Origin of the sequence: Lentzea rhizosphaerae (assembly GCF_042649515.1) — a bacterium.
GTDB classification, from domain to species: Bacteria; Actinomycetota; Actinomycetes; order Mycobacteriales; family Pseudonocardiaceae; genus Lentzea; species Lentzea aerocolonigenes.
In genome coordinates, this window is the sequence record NZ_JBHRZI010000021.1 from 26,543 (window position 1) to 49,552 (window position 23,010).

Here is a 23,010-nt window from a genome sequence, read left to right on the forward strand (position 1 = left end):
GCCGACGCCCTCGCCGGCGAGCGTCAGAGGAGGCAGAACGCCGCCGTGGCGTCGTCGCTCCGCTTGTAGCGCGGCCACCGGGAGCCCTGGGCGTTGGCCGCGCCCGCCGCTCACCTCATCCGTTCACGGTCTCCGCGCTCCGCACCAGCAGGTCGAGCGCCCGCCGCCGCTCCGTGAGCTCCCCGAGGTGCCGCCGCACCAGCTCCCGCTGCGCCGCCACGTCCGCCTCGGCCCACGCCCGCAGGAAACCCGACTCCACCTTGCACCGGACGTCCACGAGCGCCGCCCTGCGTTCCGTTCCAGAGGGGCGCAGGCCGTTCCTGCGGTCCTCTTCCGTCAACGTGCGGTGGGCCGCGATCCGCTTCTCGCCCCAGTGGTAGTACGGCGCCTCGACCGGGTCGTCGTAGTCGAGTCCGGCTCGGGCGGTGCACCGGTGCCACGCTTGCGCGGCCTGCCGCACCGCGGGCTTGTCGCGGGATGCTCGCCAGGCCTCGTCGTCCAGGCGTGGCAACGGGTTGGTGGTGGGCTCCGCGAGGGCGCGGTTCGCGGAGCCCAGGCAACCGCCGTCGGGGCCGTCGTTGAGAAGGGAGTGGAGGCGGGAACGAGGATCGATCTGGAGTTCCCACGGGATGACGCGCACCGGCGGCTTGTCGAGCGAGTAGCCCCACTCCCACGCGGTGTGCCTGGACGCAAGGCCGTACCGGTCGTCCTGGGGTGCGCGCATCCTGCCGGTGGGGAACGGGGGCAGGTCGGCGCCGAGCTGTCGCACGCACCGTTGGGCCATCAGGTACTTCGCCCGTGCGACGACCACCATCTCGTGCTCGCTGAGGTCGTACGCGTCCAGCGGATACGCCACCGCGTCGAGGTCCATGTCGTCGGGAAGGACCTGCTGCTTCTCGCCGCAGAGGCAGAGAAGCAGCAGGACGATCACCGTGAGGCGGGTCAACACACCAGGTAGGCCCGTTCGTTGCGGTCGTTCTCCCACCACGCGACGTTGCGGACGCCGGTGAACGGCTCCGTCTGGTACACCACCGTCGAACCCTCGTAGACCTTCGTGTAGGCGCCGCCGACCTGGTTGTCCCAGTACGAGCTGGCGTTGCGGCGCACCACGCCGGTGAAGTCGTGCCAGCCGCAGCGCGCCCAGCCCTGGTAGCGGCCCTGGCAGTCGGAGTGCTGGTAGAACAGCACGAAGCCGGGGTCCGGGTTCACCGTGCAGGCGAGCGGTGCGGCGGACTTCTCCTCAGCGGCGCCCGCCACGGCCGGTGCGAGCAGGCCCAGTGCCGCGGCGGCGGCGAAGGCCAGCGCGAGCATTCGGTTCCTGGACAAGACGAGTCCCCCTCGTTGGTGTCGGATCAGCGCCATTGCTGCGTGCCCACGCCGCCGACGCAGTCCCACTGCTGGGCGCGGGCGCCGTTGAACGTCTGCGAGTCGGCGATCTCCAGGCACTTGCCGCTGTTGTGGTTCACCCACGTCGTGGTGAAGTCCAGCGCCGCCGGTCGGCCTGAGCGGTGGGAGCCGCCAGTGCCGCCGTGATCGCGATCGCCGCCAGCGCCGTCCAGAGTCTTCGCATGATCAGTTCCCCTCAGTTCGTTGTGGTCACACGACTTCGAGACCGACGTCCTTCGGACACCGTCTGTCTAGTGCGATCGGGTTGTCTTCGTTCGGTCTCCGGATGCTGAACGACAAGGAGTGAACAATGCGAGAGGGATCCGACACTGGGGAGGTCGTTGGTGCCACGGGGAGAACGTCCGCTGGATCCGGGGGACACGCCGCTGCTGCGGTTCGCGGCGGATCTGCGGAGGCTGAGGGAGAAGGCGGGAGGTCCGCCTTATCGCGAACTGGCCCAGCGCGCGCACTTCTCCGCGGCTGCCCTGTCCGATGCGGCGAGCGGGCGGAAGCTGCCGAGCCTCGACGTGACGGTGGCGTACGTGCGCGCGTGTGAGGGCGATGTCGAGTCGTGGGAGCAGCGCTGGCACGAGATCACCGCCGAGTTGACGGCGCAGACTCCGCCGCCCGAGGACGATTCTCTCGCGCCGTACCTGGGGCTCGGATCGTTCCAGCGCGAGGACGCCGACCGGTTCTTCGGACGTGAGCGGCTCGTCGAGGAGCTGCTGGACACGTTGTCGCGCACCAGGTTCGTCGCCGTCTTCGGTGCGTCGGGCTCGGGCAAGTCGTCGCTGTTGCGCGCGGGTGTGCTGCCCCGCCTGGAATCCGCGGTGCTGGGCACGCCGGGGTCGTCACCGGTGCGGGAGTGCGCCCGGTGGCTGGACGAGATCGGCGGGCCGGACGCGGTGCTCGTGGTGGACCAGTTCGAGGAGATCTTCACGCTGTGCCAGGACGAGGAGCAGCGGGCGGAGTTCGTGGCGATGCTGACCGGTGCGCCGTGCCGCGTCGTCATCGGGGTGCGGGCGGACTTCTTCGCGCACTGCACAGGTTTTCCCGAGCTCGTCGACGCGCTGCGCGACGGCCAGGTCACGGTGGGGCCGATGACCGCGGCCGAGCTGCAGCGCGCGATCGTGCAGCCCGCCGTCCGGGTGGGGTGCGTGCTGGAGAACTCGTTGCAGGCGACGATCGCCGCGGAGGCGACCGGTCAGCCCGGTGTGCTGCCGCTGTTGTCGCACGCGCTGCTGGAGACGTGGCGGCGAAGACGCGGGAACACGTTGACGCTGAGCGGTTTCCAGTCCGCGGGCGGTCTCGCGGGCGCGCTCGCCCAGACGGCCGAACAGATCCACAGTGGACTGACGCCGCGCCAGCAGGTGCTCGCGAGGAACCTCTTCTGCCGGCTCACCGCGGTCGGCGAGGACATCGGTGACGTCAAACGGGTCGTGCCGCACGACGAGCTGGACGACGACCCGGACGTCGGTGTCGTGCTCGAACGCTTCACCGCCGCACGGCTGCTGACCGCGGGCCGCGACGGCGTCGAGCTGGCACACGAGGCGTTGCTGCGGCGCTGGCCGAGGCTGCGCGACTGGCTCGCGGAGGACCACGAGGGACTGCGGCTGCACCGCAGGCTCACCGAGGCGGCGCAGGCCTGGGAGTCGCTGGGGAAGGACCCCGGCGCGCTGTACCGGGGCGTGCGGCTCGCGCTCACCCGCGACTGGGCGGCCGGCCACGCGGACGTCCTCAGCACGCGGGAGCACCAGTTCCTGCACGCCAGCGCGACGGCGGAGCTGCGCCGGGCCCGTCGTTCGCGCCAGCTGGTCGTGACCCTGGCTGTCCTTCTCCTGCTCGTCGTCGGTGCGGCGGGTTACGCCGTGCACGCCGAACGCACGGCTGCACGCCAACGGGACGTGGCGCTCTCCCAAATCGTCGCGGGCAAAGCGGACGCGTTGCGCCGCTCGAACCCGATGCTCGCCGCGCAGCTCAGCCTCGCGGCCTACCGCCTCGCGCCCACCGACGAGGCGCGCACGAGCCTGCTCGAGACGTTCCCGCTGCCGTTCGCCCGGCTGCGCGGCCACGCCGGTCACGTGAACACCGTGGCGTTCAACGGAGTCGGGAGCATGGTCGTCACGTCGAGCCACGACGGCACCGCGAAGCTGTGGGACGTGGCTCAGCAGAAGGAGATCGCGACGCTGACCGGTCACCGCGGCACCGTGAACGCGGCGGCGTTCAGCCCGGACGGCCGCACGGTGGCCACGGCGGGCTGGGACTACACGGCGCGCCTGTGGAACTCCGACGACCGCGCCGGCCGCGCCGTGCTGAGCGGCCACACCCGCGAGGTCAACGCGGTGACGTTCAGCCGCGACGGCACCCTGGTCGCGACCGCGAGCACCGACCGGACCGCGAAGGTCTGGAACGCCCGCACCGGCGAGGAGGTCACCACGCTGCGCGGCCACGCGGACGGCCTCGTCTCCGTGGCGTTCGGCGCGGACAACGACGTGGTGGCCACGGCGGGCTGGGACCGCCGCGCCGCCGTGTGGCGCCTGTCCGACCCGGAGCACCCGGTGTTCCTGACGGCTCACACGGCGCCGGTGGTGTGGCTCGCCTTCAGCCCGGACGGCAAGCTGCTCGCCACCGCGGGCCAGGACGGTCTCGTGGTGCTCTGGGACACCTCGGACCCGCGGACCCCGCGCCAGCTCAGCACGATCAGCGGCCACGACGGGATCGTCCGCTCCGTCACCTTCCGCGGCGACGGCCGGATGCTCGCCACGGCGGGCGTCGACCAGACCACGCGCCTGTGGGACCTCGCGGACGCCCGGTGGCCCAGGCGGATCGCCACGTTCACCGGCCACGGCAACGCCGTCGTGTCGGTCGCGTTCGGCCCGGACGGGAACACGCTCGCGACCGGCAGCGACGACGGCACCGCGCTGCTGTGGAAGGTGCCCAGCCGGCCGCTCGCCGACGTGGACGAGGCGGGCAGGTGGGTGTGCGAGACGGCGCATCCGGTGATCACGCGGGCGGAGTGGGACCGCTACTTCCCAGGTCTGCGCTACGAGCCGCCCTGCACGTGACGCGCCTGCTCGACCACAAGAGCGCGGCGCCGTCGTGATCGCCACCCACGAGCAGCACGTCGCGCAGCGCTGCGACCGGCTGGTGCGGATGCGTGACGGCCAGGTCGTCGGCGACGTGGCCGTCACGCCGGGCTCACCCGGCCTGCTCGCCGACGCGGTCGAGCTGCGAACCTGAGTCGCCGTCCCCGGCGCCGTACCGTGTGGACGCGTTGCCGGACTGTCCACGCTGGACCAGGTCTCACTGTCCTCGCGACTCGGTCCGCCGCAGGACGCGGTCGAGCAGCTCGGCCTCCTCGCGGCCTTCCTCGTCGGAGGACGTGAGCGCGAGCAGGAAGGCGATGATGACGCTGAACCCGGCGCCGCTGATGATCAACGACGTGATCAGTTCCTCGGAGTTGCTGACGGCGACAGGGGCGAGCTCGTCGATCTGGATGTTCATGGCGTGCATGCCGGTGTAGTGCATGCCGGTGACGGCGAGTCCCATCACCAGGGAGGCGCCGAGGACGGCGAGCGGGCCGCTGACGTTCCTCGTGAACCACAGGGCAGCGGTGGCGGCGACCACGGCGATCGCGATGGAGAGCGCCACGACGACGAGGTCGTAGGTGATCTCGCCGTTGATCACGATGGCCGACATGCCGGTGTAGTGCATCGCGGCGACGCCCAGGCCCGTGACGAGTCCGCCCGCCGCGAGTGTGCGGAGGCGTTCGTCGCCCCGGCGGAGGGTGAGGAACAGTCCCGTGCCGACCACCAGCACGGCGACGACCATGCTCAGCAGGGTGATGGGGATGTCGTAGGCGACCGTCGTGCCCATCCACGTGCCGAGCATCGCGGTGAAGTGCATGCCCCAGATGCCGAGTCCGCCGATGGACATCGCGGCCACCGCGAGCCATCCGTTGCGTGCCGCGCCGGCCGCGTTCCGTGCGCGTTCGCTGGAAAGGAGGCCCAGGGCTGAGCCGATGCACGCGATGATGTAAGCCGTGATCGGCGTGAACGTCCCCATGTCCATGCGGGGATGGAAACATTGCAAATCTATGTGACGCAAGACCTTTGTGGACACTTGTCGCCGGAACAGCGGTGATACGAATGTCGTATGCGTCAGGTGTGTCGCGCAACGTGAATGAGAGGCCCAGGTGTTCATCAAATTCGATGCAGCCGACGGTGAGGCGCTGGCCGACTTCCTCGCCGGTGAACGCTGGCCGTTCCACACGATCGAAATCGTCGAACGTGCCGATGTGCTGAAACGGGTCGCCGACGGTTACTACGACGACGAGACGTACTGGATTGAAGCCGACGGTGAACGGGCCGGGATCGTCCGGCTCTTCGACCTCGAGGACGAGACACCGATGTTCGACCTGCGGATCGGCGAACGGCACCGCGGCAAGGGGCTCGGGCGCGACGCCGTCACGTGGCTGACCGACCGGTTGTTCGGCGAGTTCGCTCACGTCGAACGGATCGAGGGTACGACGCGACAGGACAACGTGGCGATGCGGCGGGTGTTCCGGCGGTGCGGATACGTCAAGGAAGCGCATTACCGCAAGGCGTGGCCGGACGCGTCGGGACACAAACACGACTCCGTGGGATACGCGATTCTGCGCCGCGACTGGCAGACCGGTGAGACCACGGTGCCGGACTTCCACGACGAATAGCCGGGCGGAGATTCTTCGGGTGTCTCCGCCCGGCCGTTCGCGAGAACGTGCGAAAGATTTCTACTCGGTTCGGGCGCTCAGCACCTTGGCCTCGGCGATGATGCGTTCGGCCTCGTCCAGAGCGACGTTGCGCAGTTCCGCGAGCGCGCGCATCGCCTCGGCCCGGCGGGCCGACATCGCGAGGCGGAAGTCCTCGCGGATCTGCTCGCGCTTCTGGGCCGCCTCCTCGTCGAGCTTGCGGGCGCGCTGTTCCGCCTCTCCGACGATCATCAGTGCTTTGAGCTGGGCGTCTCTGATGACTTCCCGGCGTTCTTCGTCGGCCAGGGCGACCATCCGGGCGAGCCGTTCCGGCAGGCCCTTCGGGTCGATCGGGGTCAGGCAGATGCGGTGCAGGCCGTCCTGCAGGCCGGCGTTCTCCTCCTGGACCGAGATCAACCTGCTGGCCAGGGCTTCCGCCCTCGCCTCCGAGGCGTCCCGGTCGGCGGTGACCAGGCGAAGCTCGGCTTCCAGTTCGGCGACGTAGTCGTCCACCTCGTCACGGTCGTAGCCGCGCCACCGCAGCCCGAACCACGTGCGGAGCGGAACGAGCTCAGTCCTGCTGTCGACACTCACTTGCCGTCTCCTCTGCCTCCCGCGAGTCAGTCTTGACAAGGTGTACGTACGGGGTGCGGCATCGGTTCTAACGGGTTCACCAGGCACAATGTGTGCGTGAACAACAAACTGTGTCCCTGCGGCACCGGCCAGTCCTATGTGGACTGTTGTGGTGCGCTGCACTCCGGAGCCCGCACGGCGGCGACCGCCGAGCAGCTGATGCGGTCGCGCTACAGCGCTTTCGCCGTGTCCGATGAGGACTACCTGCTCAGGACGTGGGCCTCGAAGCACCGGCCGGCGAGCGCCGGAATCGACGCTGGTGACCGGTGGTTGAAGCTCGAAGTTCTGGCAACTGAGAACGGCGGGCTGCTGCAGAACGAGGGCGTCGTGGAGTTCCGCGCGCACTACGTCGGGGGTGTCGTGCACGAGCGCAGCAGGTTCATCCGGGAGAACGGCCAGTGGGTTTACGCGGAGGCGCTGTGATGAAGGTGCTCAGCCGGTTCAACGGCCCGCCCGGAATGGGCAACGGCGGATATTCGGCGGGCCTGCTCGCCGCGCACGTCGACTCGCAGGCGGTCAGTGTCCGTTTGCGCAAGCCCGTGCCGCTGGACCGGGAGATGGAGGTCCGCGACGGGCAGCTGCTCGACGGGGACGTGGTGATCGCCTCCGCCGAGCCTGCGACGCTCGACCTCGACGTTCCCGCCGCTCCGACGCTCGACGAGGCCCGCGCGGCCGCCGCGAAGGTGCCGTGGCGCGACAAGCACCCGTTCCCGACGTGTTTCGGGTGCGGGCCCGGTCGTGAGGACGGCATCGCCGCGCTCCTGGGGCCGCTGGACGGCCGCAGCGAGTGGGCGGGCGTCTGGCGGCCGGGTGACGTGCTGCCGAACGACGGGACGAACGTGCTCCCGGAGATCGTGTGGGCGGCGCTGGACTGCCCGTCCGCGCAGCCCGTGGCCCCGGACGGCGGGCCCGCGTTCGTGCTCGGCACCTTCGTCGCCCAGGTCGAGCGTCCGGTGGAACTGGGCGTGGACCACTTGCTCCTTGCGTGGGAACTTGGCCGCGATGCTCGCTTGGCGTACTCGGCATCAGCAATCATCGGCCCTCACGGAGTGTGTGGACGAGCGCGCGCCGTGTGGGTCTCGATCGGATGAGATCAAATAACCCGACTGGGTGACATGAGTGCTGCGCGGCTTGGTAGCGTGCACCCCCGTTGCCCGATTAAGCCGAAAGGGCGAGTGAACGGGATGGCACGGAGGTGATCAGGCGCTTGATGGGCCGACGTGCCGCCGCCCATGGCGACCAGCAAACACAGACCCAGAGTTCGGAGCCGCTCACGAACACGGATCTGTACCCCGTCGAGCAGCCCCCGGCAGCGGTGGTGCCGCAGCCGGAGCCACTGCCCCAGCGAACGCCGTTCGCGGCGAGCTTCGTCGGGGCGACGCTCGTTGTTTCCGCACCTGAAGGCCCCGGCCAGGCCGCGACGGGCCTCGCCCGCACGCTGCCGGTCGACCGCGGCAGGACCGTGGTCGTCGTGGACTTCCCGAGCGGTGACCAAAGCACTTTCTGGCCCCACGTCGTGAGCGCGCTCAGCGGCCGCGGGCCCATCCGGCTCGCGGTGTCGCACGCGGGCACGATGCGGCCCACCGCGCCGGCGCAGTGGCTGGCCGAGCAGCTCCAGGCCGAGGTCGTGGCCCCGGACGGGATGCTGACCACGGTTCCCGGAGCCGCGTTCGTCGTGGGCACCCAGGGCTACGGCAGCTGGGTGAGGTTCCAGCCGAACGCGTCGCCGATGCCGTTCGGCCGCCGCTTCCCGGTGCCGCAGTGGGAGGCGATGGACCCGAACTCCCCGTGGCCGACGGGCGAGATCGGCATCTCCGAACCGATTCCCGCCGGGCTCTGGCTGCGCGCTCAGCAGCCGCCGTTCGACCCGGCGGCCCAGGACTCGCGCCCGATCGTGGCACTGCCGTGCCGGGAGAACGTGCTGACGGTCGTCGTCGGCGGGCCCGGCCAGTCGGCGATCCCCACCGACGAGGTGTGCCGCCTGCTGACCGCGCTGCCCCAGGCGGCCCGGTCGCGCGTGCGGCTGGTGCCGTACGGCATCGACTCCGGCCTCGGCAGGCTCGTCGCCGACCAGCTCGGCGAACCCATCGCGATGTTCACCGGCCTGCCGGTCGGCAACCTGCGCACCGGTGGGCCCGCGGTGATCGCGGTCGACCCGCGCGGGCAGCAGACGTGGCGGCCGTTCGTAACCGAGGTGCTGTGCACGCCGAACGAGGGTGTTCCGGTCGTGTCCGGCTATCGCGCTCCCGTGCCAGGACTCGCCGAGGTGTCGCCCGGTGTGTTCTCTCTCGGCGACGGCGTCGTGCTGGAGGTCGTCCCCTCCGGTCTGTGGGTGCGTGAGCAGGACGAGCCGTACAACGCGGCAGAAGTGCGCTCTCAGCCCGTTGACCCGGAGTGGGCACGCCTGACCGTGGGCACGCCTGGACGCACCACGCCCGGTGCGGTCGCAGTGCACGGTGCTGCTCTCGTGGAACGTCTTGAGCCCGAGGTGCGCAAGCTGCTGCGTCTCGTGTTCTGCGACGCCACGGTGTCGGCACCTCCGCCACCGCCCCCGACCACCCCGACCGGCACCCCCGCTCAGGTCGCCTCGGCGTTGAGCGCGGCCGCGCACGCGTTGGCGGCGCGCGACTCGGACAGCGGCGGCGGCCTGTTCACCCCGGTCATCCCGGCGGAGCCCGAGCCGGAGTTCGAAAGACCCGCGTTCGTGAGCATGGACTCCGGTCCGGCGATCGCGACGGTGACGTCGCACGCGCTGGACGACCCCGACGAGGCCGCGTTCCCGTCGTCCGACCCGGACTCGAGCCCCGTGCGCTTCCGGGTGGACGGCCCGCTGCCGTTGCAGCCGCTGGCCATGTGGGAGATCCCGCCGGAGGACAACGGCGAACGTGAGACGGTTCTGCCGGACCACAGCAGCTCGGACGCGGAACGCGACACGGTCCGACGCGCGCTCGGTGAGCGTTACAGCTCGCACGCGGCCACGGTCTGCCGGTTGCTGGCCCAGCGTCCCGACGCGGAGGAGGACCCGGCCGCGTTCGAGGCCATGGTCACGGACCTGACGGCGTTGCTCGCGTGCGTGTCGCAGGACGAAGAAATGGTCGTCGACACGCTCCGCATGGGGCGCCTCGGGCGGTTGCGCCCGTACGTCGCGTGCATCGTCTCCGGCCTGAACCGCCTGCCGGTGCACAACGGCGTGGCGACGGTGTGGGGCGTGACCGGTCCGACCGGCCCGCGCCGCTACCGCTCCGGTGACGTGCTGGTCGAGCACGGCCTGCTGGACGCCGTCGCGAACCCGTCCCAGCGCATCGAGGGCGTCACCGAGTACCTGCTGTGGTCGGTCACCGGCCGCCGGGTCGAGGTGGCGGACCGCGTCGCCGTGGCCACCGAGGAACGCGTGATCTTCGCGCCGGGCACGCCGTTCCGCGTGCTGGCGGTGGCCGAGGCCGAGGGCGATCACCCGCAGCAGGTGCTGCTGCAGGAGATGGCCGGTGCCGCGGCGGACCAGGAGATCGCGGGGCTGCGGCCGAGCGTGCTCTCCCAACTCGAACGGGCGGCGGCGAACCTCCGCGTGCTGCCGGTCTCGCACCAGGTGTCGGTGCAGGCCTGAACGTTCACCTCGGCATCCGGTACGCCCGACCGCCGGTCGGCCCGCTGCGCCTCCACCCTCCGGTGGACAGCGACGGCGAGCCGGCCGGCGAGTTCGGTGACGCGCACACCCTCAACGTCTGGTCCGCGGTGGACGGTCCGGCGCCGGTGGTCCTGTGGGTCCACGGCGGCGCGAACACCGTCGGCTCGTCGTCCCAGCCCGAGTACGCCGGCGACGTCCTCGCGTCACACGGAATCGTCTTCGTCAGCTGCAACTACCGGCTCGCGGTCGACGGATACGGTGCCCTGGAAGGGGTTCCGCACAACCGCGGGCTGCTCGACGTCGTGTCGGCGCTGCGCTGGATCCACCGCAACATCAAGCGCTACGGTGGAGATCCCGGCAACGTCACCGTCGCGGGACAGTCGTCGGGAGCGCAGACCGTCGCGAGCCTGATGGTCATGCCCGCCGCGCGAGGGCTGTTCCACCGCGCCATCGCACACAGCCTCGCGGGCAGGTTCTTCACGCCGGCCGAAGCGGTCGAGGTGCAACGGGCCGCGGACCCGGAAGTCGTGCTGTACCAACCGATCGTGGACGGCGACTCGTTGCCGCGCTCGCCGTTGGAAGGCCCGTACGACGTGGATCTCCTGGTGTGCCACACGGCCGACGAGGACCCCGATCTCTTTCAACGGCCCACCACGCGGCTCGCCGACGAGCACGGACGCGCGTTCCGGTCGATCTACGCCAGAACACCTGCCCACCACGGCGCGGACGTGCCGGACATGTTCCGCGGCGACATCGCGCAGGCGTGGGCGAGGTTCGCCCGCGACGGCGACCCCGGCTGGCCGCGGGAAGAGCTGAAGCGCTGGGTCAGCTCTCCGTCGTGAGGCCGAGCGTGCCGTCGAGCTTCGGCACGCACGCGCCGTCGCGCTTGTCGGTCGCCAGGAACTCGGTGAGGCAGCGGCCGATCTGCGCGTGACCGCGGGCGTTGGGGTGGAACGACTCCTGCAACGCGTGCGAGCCCCGCTTCTGGTCCTTCAGACCGGCCCAGTCGACGGACAGCCGCGTGAACCACTCCGTCTCCGGCTTGTCGCCACCGACGCACGCCTCGTGGCCCTCACCGGCGCGGGAGAGGTCGAGGAACCGGGCGTTGACCTTGTCCGCCGCGGCGCGCAGCCCGTTCGACAGCTCCGGCACCGCCTCCTCGACGACCCATTCCAGGTCGGTCGTGCGCAACGGGCAGCCGGACAGGTTCTGCAACGAGCGCGGCATCTTCGGCGAGACCGGCGCCGCGTACGACTGCACGACGAGCTGGTACGACGAGTCGAGGTAACCGGAGTCGCGCATGGTCTGGCGGATCGCGTTCAGCGTGTTCTCGACCTTCGGAACCATCCGCCGCACGCGTTTCGTCCACTCCGGCGCCACGGCCGACGTGCAGTCGCTGCGCTTGCCCCACGCCTCGAAGCACTTGTTGAGGATCTCGGAGAACCTCGGGTCGTCGTTGGCGCCGATGGCGACCACGACCGCGACGACCCGGTTCGAACCGGCGATCTTGCGCAGCTGCGGCAGCTGTTCGTTGCGCAGCTTGTCGGAGTTCGCGCCGGAGCACGCCAGGTTGATCTTCTGGTCGGCCTCGACGACGGTCTTCATGATCTCGGCGTCACGAGACCGGTGGCACCAGTTGCCGCCGTCCTCGCCGTCGGTGCCCGGCTCGTAGGCCCCGGCACCCTCACCGGACATCGTGCTGTCGCCGAGCGCGACGACCGCGGTTCTCGACTCGCGGTCGGGATCCGAGGGCGGTGGAAACGGGTGGTCGCTCACGACCAGCAGGATCGTGAGCAGTCCGATCGTCACGAGGGAGAGCACTTTCCGCATCGCGGGCCAGTTTACCGGTGCCCCATCACCCCTGTTCGCCGAAGCGCACGCGGGGCGCCCGCGTGCGCTCGAAGCGAACGAAAGCTCCCCGCGTGCACTTCGGCGGTGGCCGAATCCGAGGGAGTTATGTCGTTGCCGCCACCACTCCGGATGGGGAAAGTGGAGGTGTGGGGAATTTGAGGGAAGTAGTCGTGGTCGGTTACGACCGCACGGCGCTGCTGGATCTGGCGGGCCCGATCGAGGTGTTCCAGGCAGCGAACCACCGGGAACCGCGCTACCAGGTCACGGTCGCCACGCTCGGGGGAGGACCGTTCACCGCCACGGCCGGGGTGCGCGTCGAGGCCGGTGCCGACCTGCGCACGCTGGACCGTCCGATCGACACGCTGCTGGTGGTCGGCGGCTGGGGGTACGACGAGGCCGCGTCCGACCCGGTGCTCACCACGAACCTGCGGCGGCTCGCGCTCAGGTCGCGCCGGGTGGCGGGCGTGTGCACGGGTGCCGTGGTGCTGGCCGGGGCGGGGCTGCTCAAGGGCAAGAAGGCGACGACGCACTGGGCGTTCACCGGCGAGCTGGAGAACCGCGGGGTCGAGGTGGAGCCGGACGCGATCTTCGTGTGCGACGGGCAGGTGTCCACGTCCGCCGGGGTGACGGCGGGCATCGACCTCGCGCTCGCCATGGTCGAGCAGGACCACGGGCCGGCGCTCGCCCGCAGGATCGCGCAGTACCTGGTCGTCTTCCTGCAGCGTTCGGGCGGCCAGTCGCAGTTCAGCGTGCACACCCGCGCGAAGCCCGTGCGGGACGGTTCGCTGCGGGCGTTGCTCGACGACATCCACGCCGACCCGACCCGCGAGTGGACGGTGCCGGTCATGGCGCGCAAGGCGATGATGAGCGTGCGGCACTTCGCCCGCGTCTTCTCGCGCAACGTCGGTGTCTCGCCCGCTCAGTACGTCGAACGAGCCCGCGTGGAGGCCGCCGCCGACCGGCTGGCGAGCACCGGTGACTCGCTGGACCTCGTCGCCCGTCAGTCGGGGTTCGGTTCCGCCGAGACCCTGCGCCGGGCCTTCCTGCGCGTGCTCGGCGTGTCGCCGGGCAGCTACCGCGCCCGTTTCCGGACCACTGGGGTTGCCTGATGGAAGCCACGTTCGTGCTCTACCCGAACATGACCGCGCTCGACTTCGTCGGCCCGTACGAGGTGATCGGCTCGGTGCCGGTCGTCTCGACGCGGTTCGTAGCGGCGACGCTCGATCCGGTGAAGTCCGACAACGGGCTGTCCGTCGTGCCGACCGACACGTTCGCGTCGCTGAAGTCGACGGACATCGTCGTGGTGCCGGGGTCGAGTCACTGGCGCGAGCTGCTGAGGGACTCCGGCGGTGTCGTCGAGTGGTTGCGGGAGGTCCACCCGACGACGAAGTGGACGACGTCGGTGTGCACCGGGTCGACGTTGCTGGCCGAGGCCGGGCTGGTGTCGAAGGCGACCACGCACTGGGCCGCGCGCGAAGACCTTTCCGTGCGCGGGGTCGAGGTTTCCGATGACCGGGTCGTGTTCGACGGCAAGGTCGTCAGCGGGGCGGGTGTGTCGGCGGGCATCGACATGGCGTTGCGGCTGGTCGAGGCCGAGTTCGGCGAGATGGTCGCGCAGGCCGTGCAGGCGGGGATCGAGTACGACCCGCAGCCGCCGCGCGCCTACGACTCCATCCCGCCGGAGGTCATCGACGGTCTCAAGGCCGCGTTCGAATCACGTCAGGTGAGGCCTGACTGAACGGCGAACACGACGAGCTGGGCGCGATCGCGTGCGCCCAGCTTCACCATCGCCCGCGACACGTGCGTGCGCACGGTCGCGGGCGAGATCACCAGCACGGCCGCGATCTCGTCGTTGGACGCGCCGGACGCGACGTGCCGCATGATCTCCCGTTCGCGCTCGGTCAGCTTGTCCAGGTGCGGCACGGGCCTCGCCGACGCGCCCGACGCGAACCGGTCGATCACCCGGCGCGTGACGGACGGCGAGAGCAGCGACCCGCCGTCGGCCACCACGTGCACGGCGCGCAGCAGGTCGGTCGGGTCGGAGTCCTTGACCAGGAACCCGGACGCGCCGGTCCGCAGCGCCTCGAACACGTACTCGTCGAGGTCGAACGTCGTGAGCACGACGATCTTCACCTCGGCGCACGCGGGATCGGCCGAGACGCGGCGCAGCACCTCCAGGCCGTCCATCAACGGCATCCGGATGTCGAGGAACACCACGTCCGGCTTCACGGACTGGATGAGCGACAGTGCTTCGCGGCCGTCGGCGGCCTCTCCGGCGAACTGGACGCCGTCCTCGGTCTCGATCAACGTCCGCAGTCCCATCCGGACCAGCGGCTGGTCGTCGGCCACCACCACGCGAATCATGAGGGCAACGGTATCCGTGCCGTCACCGCGAAACCGTGCGATCCGTCGACCTCGAGCGTGCCGCCCAGCGCCTCGGCCCGTGAACGCATGCCGGTGATGCCGTGGCCTTCCGTGAACCGGCCGGGCGAGCCCGTGTCGGTCACCTGCACGACCAGTTCGCCGCGCACCGCGTACACCTTCACGGACGCGGTGACGCCGGGGGAGGAGTGCCGCAGCACGTTGGTCAGCGACTCCTGGACGATCCGGTACACGGCCAGCTGGTAGTTGTCCGGCAGCTCCAGCTCGTCCACCTCGACCGACACGTCGAGCCCGGCCTCGCGCATCCGTGCCGCCAGTGCGGGGACGTCGGCGAGCGAGATCGTGGGCGTGAGCGGGGCTGATCCGCGCAGAGTGTCCAGTTCGGACCGCAGCCCGTCCAGCGCCTCCTTGCTGGTGTCGCGGATCGCCTCCAGGGACGCGCGGGCCTTCGCCGGATCCTTGTCCAGCACGTACAACGCGACGCCCGCCTGCATCGCGATGACGCTCAGCCCGTGGCCCACCACGTCGTGGACCTCCTGGGCGAGCCGCAGCCGTTCGGAGATCACGACCCGCTCGCGGGTGTCCACAACGGACTTCTTGCGCAGCCTCATCAGCACACCGGCCGCGACCGGCAGCAGGATCCAGCCCGCCGACCACGTGATCCACGACGTCACCGAGTCGTTCCACCACGGCAGGATCACCAGCGCGTACAGCAGCGCGCTCGCCGCGGCCAGCTCGACGCTCGCGTACACCGCCACCGCGTACATCGCCGCGACACCGCTCATGAGGATCGGCCCGAACGGGTAGTGCAGTGCCAGGTAGACCGCGATGGAGACGGTCGTGATCCCGACCGTCCACAGCGGACGGACCGAGCGGAACAGCAGACCGGAGGCCGCCACGGTGATGAGCACGTAGGCGAGCACGTCGAGGCTCTCCGCGCCCTGCAGGCGTGCGGCGAACCGCGTTCCCGCCAGACCGAAGAACAGCAGCGCCACGGTCAGCGTCACGTCCTGCCACTTGATCCGCATGGTGCTGACGATACGACCGGGGGCGTACGCAGATGTGCGTATCTTCACGACGCTCCGGAGCGGACGACCACGCGGCTTGCCGGGAACACGATTGGTCCCATGATCGTGACGACGGAGAAGCTGACGAAGCGCTACGGCGACCGCGCCGTGGTGGACGAGGTCAGTCTGTCCGTGCGGCGGGGCGAGGTCTACGGGTTCCTCGGTCCGAACGGCGCGGGCAAGACGACCACGATCCGCATGCTGCTGGGGCTCGTGAAGCCGACCAGCGGTTCGGCCCAGGTCCTCGGTGAGGCACCGGGCACCCCCAGCGCGTTGCTCAAGGTGGGGTCGCTGATCGAGGGGCCGGGTTTCTACCCGTACCTCTCCGGCCGCGACAACCTGCGCGTGCACGCTCACCGCAGGGGCGTCGACAGGACGCACGTCGAAGCGGCGTTGGAGCAGGTGGATCTGACCGCCGCGGCCGGGGAGAAGTTCCGCCGGTACTCGCTCGGCATGAAGCAACGGCTCGGTGTGGCCGCGGCCCTGCTCGGCCGGCCGGAACTGCTCATCCTGGACGAGCCGACCAACGGCCTCGACCCGGCGGGCATGGCCGACATGCGGGACCTGGTGCGTGCTTTGTCCGCACAGGGACAGACGGTGCTGCTGTCGAGCCACCTGCTCGGCGAGGTCGAGGAGATCTGCGACCGCGTCGGCGTGATCTCGCAGGGCCGGCTCGTCGCGGAGAGCACCGTCGAGCAGCTGCGCGGTGACACCGTGCTGCTGATCCGCGCGGACCCGATCGAGAAGGCGCACGTGCTGGTCGAGGGCAGTGCGCTGCACGGGGACGTGCTGCACGTGCGGGAGACGGACGCGGGTGCTCTGGTGCGGACGCTGGTGCAGGCCGACGTGGACGTGCGGGAGGTTCGGCCGCTGCGCCGGACGTTGGAAGAGGTCTTCTTCGAGATGACGGGAGCGGCGTGATGGGCAGCGTGAAGGCGGAGCTGCTGCGGTTGTGGAAGTGGCCGGCGACCTGGGTGATGATCGGCGTCTGGCTGGTGATGACGCTGACGTTCGGCTACGTGTTCAACTACCTCGCGTTGAACGGCGGCACCAACACCCGTGACCTCTCGCAGCAGCAGCTGATCAGCGCGATGCAGCCGGAGAACGTGGGCGCGGCGGTCGTGCGCGGCCTGCCGATGTTCGGCGGCGCGATCATCCTGGTGCTGGCGGCGTTGGCGGTGGGCAGCGGTTACGGCTGGGGCACGTGGAAGACCACGTTGACGGCCGGCCCGCGCCGGGTCTCCGCGATGGCGGGCACGCTGGGTGCGTTGGGGATCATCGTCGTGGTCCTGGTGGCGCTGACGTTCGTGGTCGACCTGGGAGCGGCCGTTGTCGTGGCGTCTGTCGAGGGCTGGGACTGGAGCCTGCCGGGCTTCGACGCGGTCAAGGCGCTGGGCGCGTCACTGCTGATCGCCGCGATGTGGACGGGCTTCGGGGTGTTCCTCGGCGTCGTCACCAAGGGGCCGGCGCTGTCCGTCGGGCTCGGGCTGATGTGGGCGATCGTCACCGAGAACCTGCTGCGCGGCGTCGGCTCGCTCCTCGGGCCGGTCGAGTCGCTGACCGAGGTCCTGCCCGGCGGTTCGGCCGGAAACCTGGCCGGCGCGGTCGGCGGGTCCGGTGCGCCCGGCGTGCTGAACGACCTGAGCGGCACCACGGCGGCTTTGTTCCTCGTCGGGTACGTCGTCGTTTTCGTGGGCGCGGCGACGCTTCTGAAGGTGCGCCGCGATCTCGTGTAGGACCACGGCGGCCCAGGTGATGCCCAGCACGACCGCGACTCCGGTGGGGTAGTCGCGGTCGTGCAGTCCAGGGTTGACCGGTCCGCTGTACTGCCGCCACAGCAGGGGTGTGGCGAGGACGGCGATGATTCCCGTGACGGTGAGGCCGATGCCGACGGAAGCGCGCTTGACGACGAACCCGGACGCGCCGACCAGTGGTGCGATCAGGAAGTCGTGCAGCACCACACCGCCGCCGAGCCAGATCAGCAGCTCGACGGTGAGCTGGGGCAGGAGCAGCCACGCGCCCCAGGCCGCGAGTCCGACGCCGACCGCTCCGAGCAGGATCCTCACAGCACCTCCAACGACGTGACCCACTTGGTCTGCAGGACTCCCGGCCGGTTCGGCGCGATGAGCCGGCACGGATAGCCGTGGTCGAGGCTGAGCTCCTCGCCGTTGAGCCTCAGGGCGAGCAGAGTCAGCGGATCCTGGGCGAACGCTTCCGGCAACGTGGTCGCGCGGTACAGCCCGTCCTTCTCGAGCGACTCGACCCGCACGTCACCCCTGGCGTTGATCAGCTCGGAGATCCGGACTCCCGTCCACGTGGCGTTCTGGCTCCAGCCCTCGACGCACGCGATGGGCAGCTCGTGGGTGGTCTGCGGCATGGCTTGGAGTTCTTGCAGGGAGTAGCTCTTCTCGCCGACCTTCAGACGCCAGTCCGGTGGGACCGAGATGTTCGCGGCCTTCGCCGTGCGGTTCACGGGCAGGTCGCCTTCGTTGCGCCAGGCCAGCACGGAGATCTTGCGCAACCACGGCACCGTGACACCGGCCGTCGCGACGACCGCGACACCCGTCGTGAGCGCGGTGGTGCGCAGGAAAGCGCGACGGGACAGGATGGTCTTCGTTTCGGGCTCGGGTTCGAGGGACCGGCGGATCAGCGGGATCTTGACGGCGACGTGCAGGAGCAGCGCGCCGATGGCGATCCACGCGACCGCGTAGTGGGCGGTGGGGAAGTAGAACGACCACGGGTAGTTCTGCGCGGCGTTGAACAGCCCGGTGACGAGCTCGAAGAACGACGCGGCGATGAGCACGAAGATCGAGCCGCGCTCCAGGGCGTGGGGCGAGGACTTGATGAGCGGCCGCTCGAACAGCTTGGGGTAGACGCTCCACAACTTGGCCAGCAGCAGGGGAATCGACGCGACCCCGGAGATCACGTGCACACCTTGCGTGACGCGGTAGAGGTCGACGGGCCGGGTCGGCCACGGCCAGTCGTGCTGCACGCCGTGACTGAGCAACCCGGTGACGAAGCACAGCCCGAACGCGACGCCGAGCCAGGTGCCGACCCTGCTCGTCACGCCGGTGTGGTGCGCGGGCGCCCGGAACTTCACAACTTCTCCCAGCACGCGAACCACCGCCCGGCACGCACCTGCTGCCACAGCGGGAAGAACCCGTCCGCGGGCACCGAGTCGGCGTCGCTCCAGGCCCACGGGAACCACCTGCTGCTGGTGCCACCGGTCCGCACCCTCGCCTGGCCGATCGTGAGCCCGGATCCGGGCTGCTCGACCTCGACGACGACGGTCCCAGTGGGCTTGAGCAGGTGCCTGATGCGGTCCATGAGCGCGGCCGGGTCGCCACCGATGCCGATGTTGCCGTCGGCGAGCAGAACGTGGTGCCACCGCCCCTCGCCGGGCAACCGGCCGAACACGTCCCGTCGGATGGCGATGCCGCCGCGCGCGGTGGTGCGTCGGATCGCCTCGCCGGACACGTCCACGCCGAGAGCCTGGACGTCGCGGGTGAGGAGCGCGGCCACGAGCCGGCCGGGACCGCAGCCGACGTCGAGGGTGGGGCCGGTGCAGGCGTCGAGGAGGACGTCGTCGCCCTCGTCGGCGTCGGCCTGCCAGCGGGCGACGCTGAGTGGGCGCGGGGTGGTGCCGGGGAGGTCGAGCCAGCTGGGGAGGCCTTTGAGGGCCTGGTCGAACATCATCGCGTCACCGCCGGTGTCCGCGCCCCGATGTCCGCCAGCGCCGCCGCGAACCGTCCACCCGGCACCAGCCCGGCCACCGCCACCGCGTCCGCCATCGTGTCCACATCGGACAGCGTCGGCAGCGTCCGCACCTCCATCCCGAGCAACGCCTCCAGCGTCCGCACCCCGGTGTCCGCCCGCGACATCGGGACGTCCCGCAACACCGCGGCCCGCAACGGATCTCGCAACCCGAGCGCCCACCACCCGCCGTCCTCCGCGAACCCCAGCGCCGCCTCCTCGAACGACGCGCACGACGACAGCAGCGAGGGCGTCACCTGGGGCGTGTCCATCCCGATCTGCAGCACCGGCATCCCGAACCGCGCCACGTCGGCGTGGGCCGAAACCAGCCGTTCCGCGAACGTCGAGCCCCGCTGCGGGATCACCACGCACTCCGCCAGCGCCTCCCGGACGTCCGGACGCCGCACCACCCCGGCCAGCGCCACCACCGGCACCGCGCCGGGCGTCGACAACACGGCCGAGAGCGTGTCGAGCAGCGAGGCCGCCGCCACGTCCGCAGCCTCCTCCAAAGACAACGGCGGGCACAGGCGCGTCTTCACCTGACCCGGCACCGGCGACTTGGCCATGACCAGCACGACGAACCTCATCGCAGCACCCCCGCCATGTCCCGCGCCGCCCGCAGCGTGCCGCGCACCGAGCCCGACACCTTCGAGCGCGTGCCGGCGGCCCGGGGGCCGTAGGTCACGTCGACCTCGCGCACGCGCCAGCCGGAGGAGGCGGCGCGCACCAGCAGTTCCAGCGGATAGCCGAACGCGCGGTCGCGCACGTCCAACTCGAGCAACGCGGAACGACGGCACACCCGCATCGGCGCGATGTCGTGCACGTCCAGTCCGCGGCGGCGCAGCAAGCCCGAGATCACGGCGTTGCCCGCTCGTGCGTGCCACGGCCAGACGCTCGCGCTCACCGGAACACGGCGGCCCGCCACGAGATCCGCGTCGGCCAGCAACGAGGCCATCTCGGGCAGCTCGGACAGGTCGAGTGAGCCGTCCGCGTCGGCGAACGCCACGACATCCGAAGTCGCCGCGAGCAGGCCCGTGTGCACGGCGGCGCCGTAGCCGCGCTTCGGCTCGTGCACGACGAGGGCGCCCAGAGAGGCGGCGATCGCGGGTGAGCCGTCGGAAGACCCGTTGTCCACGACGATCGCGCGGCAACCGGAAGGCAGGGTGGCGAGGACCGCGGGCAGTGCGGCGGCCTCGTCCAGGCAGGGCAACACGACATCCATGGATCCACCCTGGACCACGGGAAAGTGTTGTGGTGCTTACGGAATTGTGACGCACGAAAGAGTTCTTACGATTGTCTTGCCCAGCGCGCGAACACCGCGACGACCCCCTAGGTTGGGCGCGGTGCGTCTAGTTCTCGCGGGGTTGCTCGTCGCTGCCGCCGCCGTCGTCGGGCTGATCGTCAACGCTCACCACCCCGGGCTCCTCTTCGCGTCCGCGGCACCGATCTTCGGTGACTGGCAGCCGCACGTCGGTCCCGGCACCCCCGCCGCGGTCCTGATCGCGTTCCTGGTCGTCGCCAAAGGACCCGAGTTGGCGCAGCACCGGTTCGCGCTGCCGATCGCCTACCTCGCCTCGGTGGCGTGGACGTTCTCGCTGGCGATGATCGACGGCTGGGGGCACTTCGTCACCAGGCTCACCACCGTGGACGAGTACCTCCACGAGGTTCCCGAGATCACGGACATTCCCGCCGTGCTCAACGGGTTCACCAGTCGCATCCTCGACTTCCAGCCCGACTCGTGGACCACTCACGTCTCCGGCCACCCGCCGGGCGCGCTGCTCACGTTCGTCGCGCTCGACCGCGTCGGGCTTCAAGGCGGAGCCGCGGCGTCGATCTTCTGCGTCCTGGTCGGCGCACTGGCCACCATCGCGATCCCCAAGGCGATCAACAACAACGCGGTGCTGCCGTTCCTCGTCCTCTTCCCCGGCGCGGTGTGGGTCGGCGCGTCGGCGGACGGCATGTTCATGGGCGTCGCGGCCGTCGGCATCTACCTGCTCACCAGGTGGCCGCTGCTCGGCGGCGTCGTGCTCGGCTGGTGCCTCTTCCTGTCCTACGGCCTGGTGCTGCTCGCCCCGCTCGCGATCGCGGCGATGTGGGGTGACGGCGGGCGTGCGCTCGGTCGCCGCATCGCTCTGGCAGCACTGGGCGCGCTGGCGGTCGTGGCGGTGTTCGCCCTCAACGGGTTCTGGTGGCTCGACGGCTACGAGCTCGTCAAACTCCGCTACTACCAGGGCATCGGCGCCACCAGGCCGTACTGGTACTGGGTCTGGGCGAACCTCGCCGCACTCGCTCTGGTCATCGGCCCGGCGGGAATCAAGGGCCTGCACAGGAACAAGTGGGTCGTCGGCGCCGGCATCGCGGTCCTCGCCGCCGACCTGTCCGGCCTGAGCAAGGCCGAGACCGAACGGATCTGGCTGCCGTTCGCGGTCTGGCTCCTCGCCGGCACCGCGAAACTGGACAAGAGGTGGCTCACCGCGCAGGCGCTGACCGCCCTGGCGGTGAACCACCTCGTGCTCACGAACTGGTGACCGGCTCCCGCTGCGAGGAGAAGGCGAAGTCGCGCACACCCTCCGTGAATCCGACCTGAGCCTCGAAACCCAGCACGTCCAGCGCCTTCGCGGGCGACGCCACGACGTGCCGGACGTCGCCCGGCCGCGCGCCGCCCACGATCTCCGGCGTCGGGCCGTCGCACGCGTCGGCCAGTGCGAAGGCCAGGTCGCCGATCGTGTGGGGCGTGCCGGAGCAGATGTTCACGGCCTCGAAGCCTGGCCGCGGTGAGGACAGAGCCAGCACGTTGGCCCGTGCCACGTCGGTGACGTGCACGAAGTCGCGCCGCTGCCGGCCGTCCTCCATCACGCGCGGTGCGACGCCGTTCTGCAGCGCCGACCGGAAGATCGACGCCACCCCGGCGTACGGGGTGTCGCGCGGCATCCGCGGGCCGTAGACGTTGTGGTAGCGCAACGCCCACACGCTTCCGCCGGTCTGCCGTGCCCATGCGGACGCGAGGTGCTCCTGCGCCAGCTTCGTCGCGGCGTAGGTGCTGCGCGGCTCCAGCGGAGCGTCCTCGGGCACCAGCTCGGACACGACGAAGTCACCGCAGAAGCACCTCGGCTCGTACATGCCCCGCTCGACGTCGGCCGCAGTCCGTTCGGCGCGCACGATTCCGTGGGAGAGGCAGCGGTACCGGCCCTCGCCGTACACGACCATCGACGACGCCAGCACCAGCCGTGACACGCCCGCCCTGTACATCTCGGCGAGCAACACCGCCGTGCCGAGGTCGTTGTGCCGTGCGTAGGAGGGCGCGTCGAACGGATCGACACCGTGCCCGACCATCGCCGCCTGGTGGCACACCGCGTCCACAGTGGACAGCAGCGGCCGGAGGACGTCGGGTGAGGTGACGTCGCCGATCGTCAGCTCGTGGTCCAGTGTGGGAACGATGCCGTGCGCCTCGGGCAGCAACGCGTCGAGCAGCACGCAGTCGTGGCCCTGTGCGGCCAACTCGTCCGCGACGTGCGACCCGATGAACCCGGCCCCGCCGGTGATCAGTATTCGCATGGAAACGACCGTAGGACCACGAGCGGCCG

General features: G+C 70.5%; 25 protein-coding genes. 12 read left to right on the plus strand and 13 right to left on the minus strand.

Annotation, left to right across the window (positions count from 1 at the left end; genetic code table 11):
* Positions 1 to 115: 115 nt before the first annotated feature.
* The 3 genes from ACFOWZ_RS25285 to ACFOWZ_RS25295 are packed head-to-tail and all read right to left on the minus strand — an operon-like array spanning position 116 to position 1,466.
* Complete coding sequence (locus ACFOWZ_RS25285; protein WP_382376360.1) at positions 116 to 949, minus strand: hypothetical protein; 834 nt, start codon at positions 947 to 949, stop codon at positions 116 to 118.
* Positions 943 to 1,326 carry a hypothetical protein gene (locus tag ACFOWZ_RS25290; protein WP_382376361.1) on the minus strand — a complete coding sequence of 128 codons (384 nt, stop codon included), beginning with the start codon at positions 1,324 to 1,326 and terminating at the stop codon, positions 943 to 945. Before ACFOWZ_RS25290 ends, ACFOWZ_RS25285 begins: the two co-directional genes overlap by 7 nt.
* A gap of 26 nt (positions 1,327 to 1,352) precedes the next feature.
* A complete protein-coding gene (locus ACFOWZ_RS25295; RefSeq protein WP_382376362.1) occupies positions 1,353 to 1,466 on the minus strand; it encodes an RICIN domain-containing protein in 114 nt (37 codons plus the stop codon).
* A 264-nt stretch (positions 1,467 to 1,730) separates the two neighbouring features.
* Between ACFOWZ_RS25295 and ACFOWZ_RS25300 the strand changes: the two genes are divergently transcribed.
* Positions 1,731 to 4,451 (plus strand): nSTAND1 domain-containing NTPase, encoded by a 2,721-nt coding sequence (locus tag ACFOWZ_RS25300; RefSeq protein WP_382376363.1) that lies wholly within the window; start codon positions 1,731 to 1,733, stop codon positions 4,449 to 4,451.
* Positions 4,452 to 4,485: 34 nt separating this feature from the next.
* Positions 4,486 to 4,626 (plus strand): hypothetical protein, encoded by a 141-nt coding sequence (locus tag ACFOWZ_RS25305; protein WP_382376364.1) that lies wholly within the window; start codon positions 4,486 to 4,488, stop codon positions 4,624 to 4,626.
* Positions 4,627 to 4,689: 63 nt separating this feature from the next.
* On the opposite strand, the gene ACFOWZ_RS25310 is transcribed toward ACFOWZ_RS25305, so the two are convergent.
* Positions 4,690 to 5,457, minus strand: coding sequence for an MHYT domain-containing protein (locus ACFOWZ_RS25310; protein ID WP_382376365.1), 768 nt, complete (start codon positions 5,455 to 5,457; stop codon positions 4,690 to 4,692).
* Between the two features lie 124 nt (positions 5,458 to 5,581).
* Here ACFOWZ_RS25310 and ACFOWZ_RS25315 point away from each other — a divergent pair, with 124 nt between their 5' ends.
* Complete coding sequence (locus ACFOWZ_RS25315) at positions 5,582 to 6,097, plus strand: GNAT family N-acetyltransferase (RefSeq protein ID WP_382376366.1); 516 nt, start codon at positions 5,582 to 5,584, stop codon at positions 6,095 to 6,097.
* A 60-nt stretch (positions 6,098 to 6,157) separates the two neighbouring features.
* On the opposite strand, the gene ACFOWZ_RS25320 is transcribed toward ACFOWZ_RS25315, so the two are convergent.
* Entirely contained in the window at positions 6,158 to 6,709 is a 552-nt protein-coding gene (locus ACFOWZ_RS25320) for a DivIVA domain-containing protein (RefSeq protein WP_382376367.1), read from the minus strand.
* 90 nt (positions 6,710 to 6,799) lie between these two features.
* On the opposite strand from ACFOWZ_RS25320, the gene ACFOWZ_RS25325 reads away from it, so the two are divergent.
* The 4 genes from ACFOWZ_RS25325 to ACFOWZ_RS25340 all read left to right on the plus strand — a co-directional run bounded on the left by ACFOWZ_RS25325 (position 6,800) and on the right by ACFOWZ_RS25340 (position 11,215).
* On the plus strand, positions 6,800 to 7,171 hold the full coding sequence (locus ACFOWZ_RS25325) for a YchJ family protein (protein WP_382376368.1): 372 nt from the start codon (positions 6,800 to 6,802) through the stop codon (positions 7,169 to 7,171).
* On the plus strand, positions 7,171 to 7,839 hold the full coding sequence (locus ACFOWZ_RS25330) for a hypothetical protein (protein ID WP_382376369.1): 669 nt from the start codon (positions 7,171 to 7,173) through the stop codon (positions 7,837 to 7,839). The genes ACFOWZ_RS25325 and ACFOWZ_RS25330 overlap by 1 nt, the downstream gene beginning before the upstream one ends.
* 119 nt (positions 7,840 to 7,958) lie before the next feature.
* A complete protein-coding gene (locus tag ACFOWZ_RS25335) occupies positions 7,959 to 10,352 on the plus strand; it encodes a hypothetical protein (protein ID WP_382376370.1) in 2,394 nt (797 codons plus the stop codon).
* A 62-nt stretch (positions 10,353 to 10,414) separates the two neighbouring features.
* Complete coding sequence (locus ACFOWZ_RS25340) at positions 10,415 to 11,215, plus strand: carboxylesterase family protein (protein ID WP_382376371.1); 801 nt, start codon at positions 10,415 to 10,417, stop codon at positions 11,213 to 11,215.
* On the opposite strand, the gene ACFOWZ_RS25345 is transcribed toward ACFOWZ_RS25340, so the two are convergent.
* The gene (locus ACFOWZ_RS25345; protein ID WP_382376372.1) at positions 11,199 to 12,203 is read right to left on the minus strand and encodes a GDSL-type esterase/lipase family protein; all 1,005 of its coding nucleotides are present in this window, start codon (positions 12,201 to 12,203) and stop codon (positions 11,199 to 11,201) included. The two genes, ACFOWZ_RS25340 and ACFOWZ_RS25345, sit on opposite strands and share 17 nt — an antisense overlap.
* A gap of 176 nt (positions 12,204 to 12,379) precedes the next feature.
* On the opposite strand from ACFOWZ_RS25345, the gene ACFOWZ_RS25350 reads away from it, so the two are divergent.
* Together ACFOWZ_RS25350 and ACFOWZ_RS25355 are read left to right on the plus strand one after the other, a co-directional pair.
* Positions 12,380 to 13,333 carry a GlxA family transcriptional regulator gene (locus tag ACFOWZ_RS25350; RefSeq protein ID WP_382376373.1) on the plus strand — a complete coding sequence of 318 codons (954 nt, stop codon included), beginning with the start codon at positions 12,380 to 12,382 and terminating at the stop codon, positions 13,331 to 13,333.
* A complete protein-coding gene (locus ACFOWZ_RS25355) occupies positions 13,333 to 13,962 on the plus strand; it encodes a DJ-1/PfpI family protein (protein WP_382376374.1) in 630 nt (209 codons plus the stop codon). The genes ACFOWZ_RS25350 and ACFOWZ_RS25355 overlap by 1 nt, the downstream gene beginning before the upstream one ends.
* Here the strand turns inward: ACFOWZ_RS25355 and ACFOWZ_RS25360 are convergent.
* Together ACFOWZ_RS25360 and ACFOWZ_RS25365 are read right to left on the minus strand one after the other, a co-directional pair.
* Positions 13,944 to 14,588, minus strand: coding sequence for a response regulator (locus tag ACFOWZ_RS25360; RefSeq protein WP_382376375.1), 645 nt, complete (start codon positions 14,586 to 14,588; stop codon positions 13,944 to 13,946). The genes ACFOWZ_RS25355 and ACFOWZ_RS25360 overlap by 19 nt on opposite strands.
* Complete coding sequence (locus tag ACFOWZ_RS25365; protein ID WP_382376376.1) at positions 14,585 to 15,634, minus strand: sensor histidine kinase; 1,050 nt, start codon at positions 15,632 to 15,634, stop codon at positions 14,585 to 14,587. Before ACFOWZ_RS25365 ends, ACFOWZ_RS25360 begins: the two co-directional genes overlap by 4 nt.
* A gap of 99 nt (positions 15,635 to 15,733) precedes the next feature.
* Here ACFOWZ_RS25365 and ACFOWZ_RS25370 point away from each other — a divergent pair, with 99 nt between their 5' ends.
* Together ACFOWZ_RS25370 and ACFOWZ_RS25375 are read left to right on the plus strand one after the other, a co-directional pair.
* Positions 15,734 to 16,594 (plus strand): ABC transporter ATP-binding protein, encoded by an 861-nt coding sequence (locus ACFOWZ_RS25370; RefSeq protein WP_382376377.1) that lies wholly within the window; start codon positions 15,734 to 15,736, stop codon positions 16,592 to 16,594.
* Complete coding sequence (locus ACFOWZ_RS25375; RefSeq protein ID WP_382376378.1) at positions 16,594 to 17,409, plus strand: hypothetical protein; 816 nt, start codon at positions 16,594 to 16,596, stop codon at positions 17,407 to 17,409. Before ACFOWZ_RS25370 ends, ACFOWZ_RS25375 begins: the two co-directional genes overlap by 1 nt.
* 326 nt (positions 17,410 to 17,735) lie before the next feature.
* Here ACFOWZ_RS25375 and ACFOWZ_RS25380 read toward each other — a convergent pair whose 3' ends face one another.
* The 4 genes from ACFOWZ_RS25380 to ACFOWZ_RS25395 are packed head-to-tail and all read right to left on the minus strand — an operon-like array spanning position 17,736 to position 20,648.
* Positions 17,736 to 18,788, minus strand: coding sequence for a molybdopterin-dependent oxidoreductase (locus ACFOWZ_RS25380; protein WP_382376379.1), 1,053 nt, complete (start codon positions 18,786 to 18,788; stop codon positions 17,736 to 17,738).
* On the minus strand, positions 18,770 to 19,369 hold the full coding sequence (locus tag ACFOWZ_RS25385; RefSeq protein WP_382376380.1) for a class I SAM-dependent methyltransferase: 600 nt from the start codon (positions 19,367 to 19,369) through the stop codon (positions 18,770 to 18,772). Before ACFOWZ_RS25385 ends, ACFOWZ_RS25380 begins: the two co-directional genes overlap by 19 nt.
* Positions 19,366 to 20,013: a TIGR04282 family arsenosugar biosynthesis glycosyltransferase gene (locus ACFOWZ_RS25390; protein ID WP_382376381.1), complete on the minus strand. Its 648-nt coding sequence runs from the start codon at positions 20,011 to 20,013 to the stop codon at positions 19,366 to 19,368. The genes ACFOWZ_RS25385 and ACFOWZ_RS25390 overlap by 4 nt, the downstream gene beginning before the upstream one ends.
* Positions 20,010 to 20,648 carry a glycosyltransferase family 2 protein gene (locus tag ACFOWZ_RS25395; RefSeq protein ID WP_382376382.1) on the minus strand — a complete coding sequence of 213 codons (639 nt, stop codon included), beginning with the start codon at positions 20,646 to 20,648 and terminating at the stop codon, positions 20,010 to 20,012. The genes ACFOWZ_RS25390 and ACFOWZ_RS25395 overlap by 4 nt, the downstream gene beginning before the upstream one ends.
* A 121-nt stretch (positions 20,649 to 20,769) precedes the next feature.
* On the opposite strand from ACFOWZ_RS25395, the gene ACFOWZ_RS25400 reads away from it, so the two are divergent.
* A complete protein-coding gene (locus ACFOWZ_RS25400; protein WP_382376383.1) occupies positions 20,770 to 21,954 on the plus strand; it encodes a hypothetical protein in 1,185 nt (394 codons plus the stop codon).
* On the opposite strand, the gene ACFOWZ_RS25405 is transcribed toward ACFOWZ_RS25400, so the two are convergent.
* Positions 21,941 to 22,981, minus strand: coding sequence for an NAD-dependent epimerase/dehydratase family protein (locus tag ACFOWZ_RS25405; RefSeq protein ID WP_382376384.1), 1,041 nt, complete (start codon positions 22,979 to 22,981; stop codon positions 21,941 to 21,943). The genes ACFOWZ_RS25400 and ACFOWZ_RS25405 overlap by 14 nt on opposite strands.
* Positions 22,982 to 23,010 lie beyond the last annotated feature (29 nt).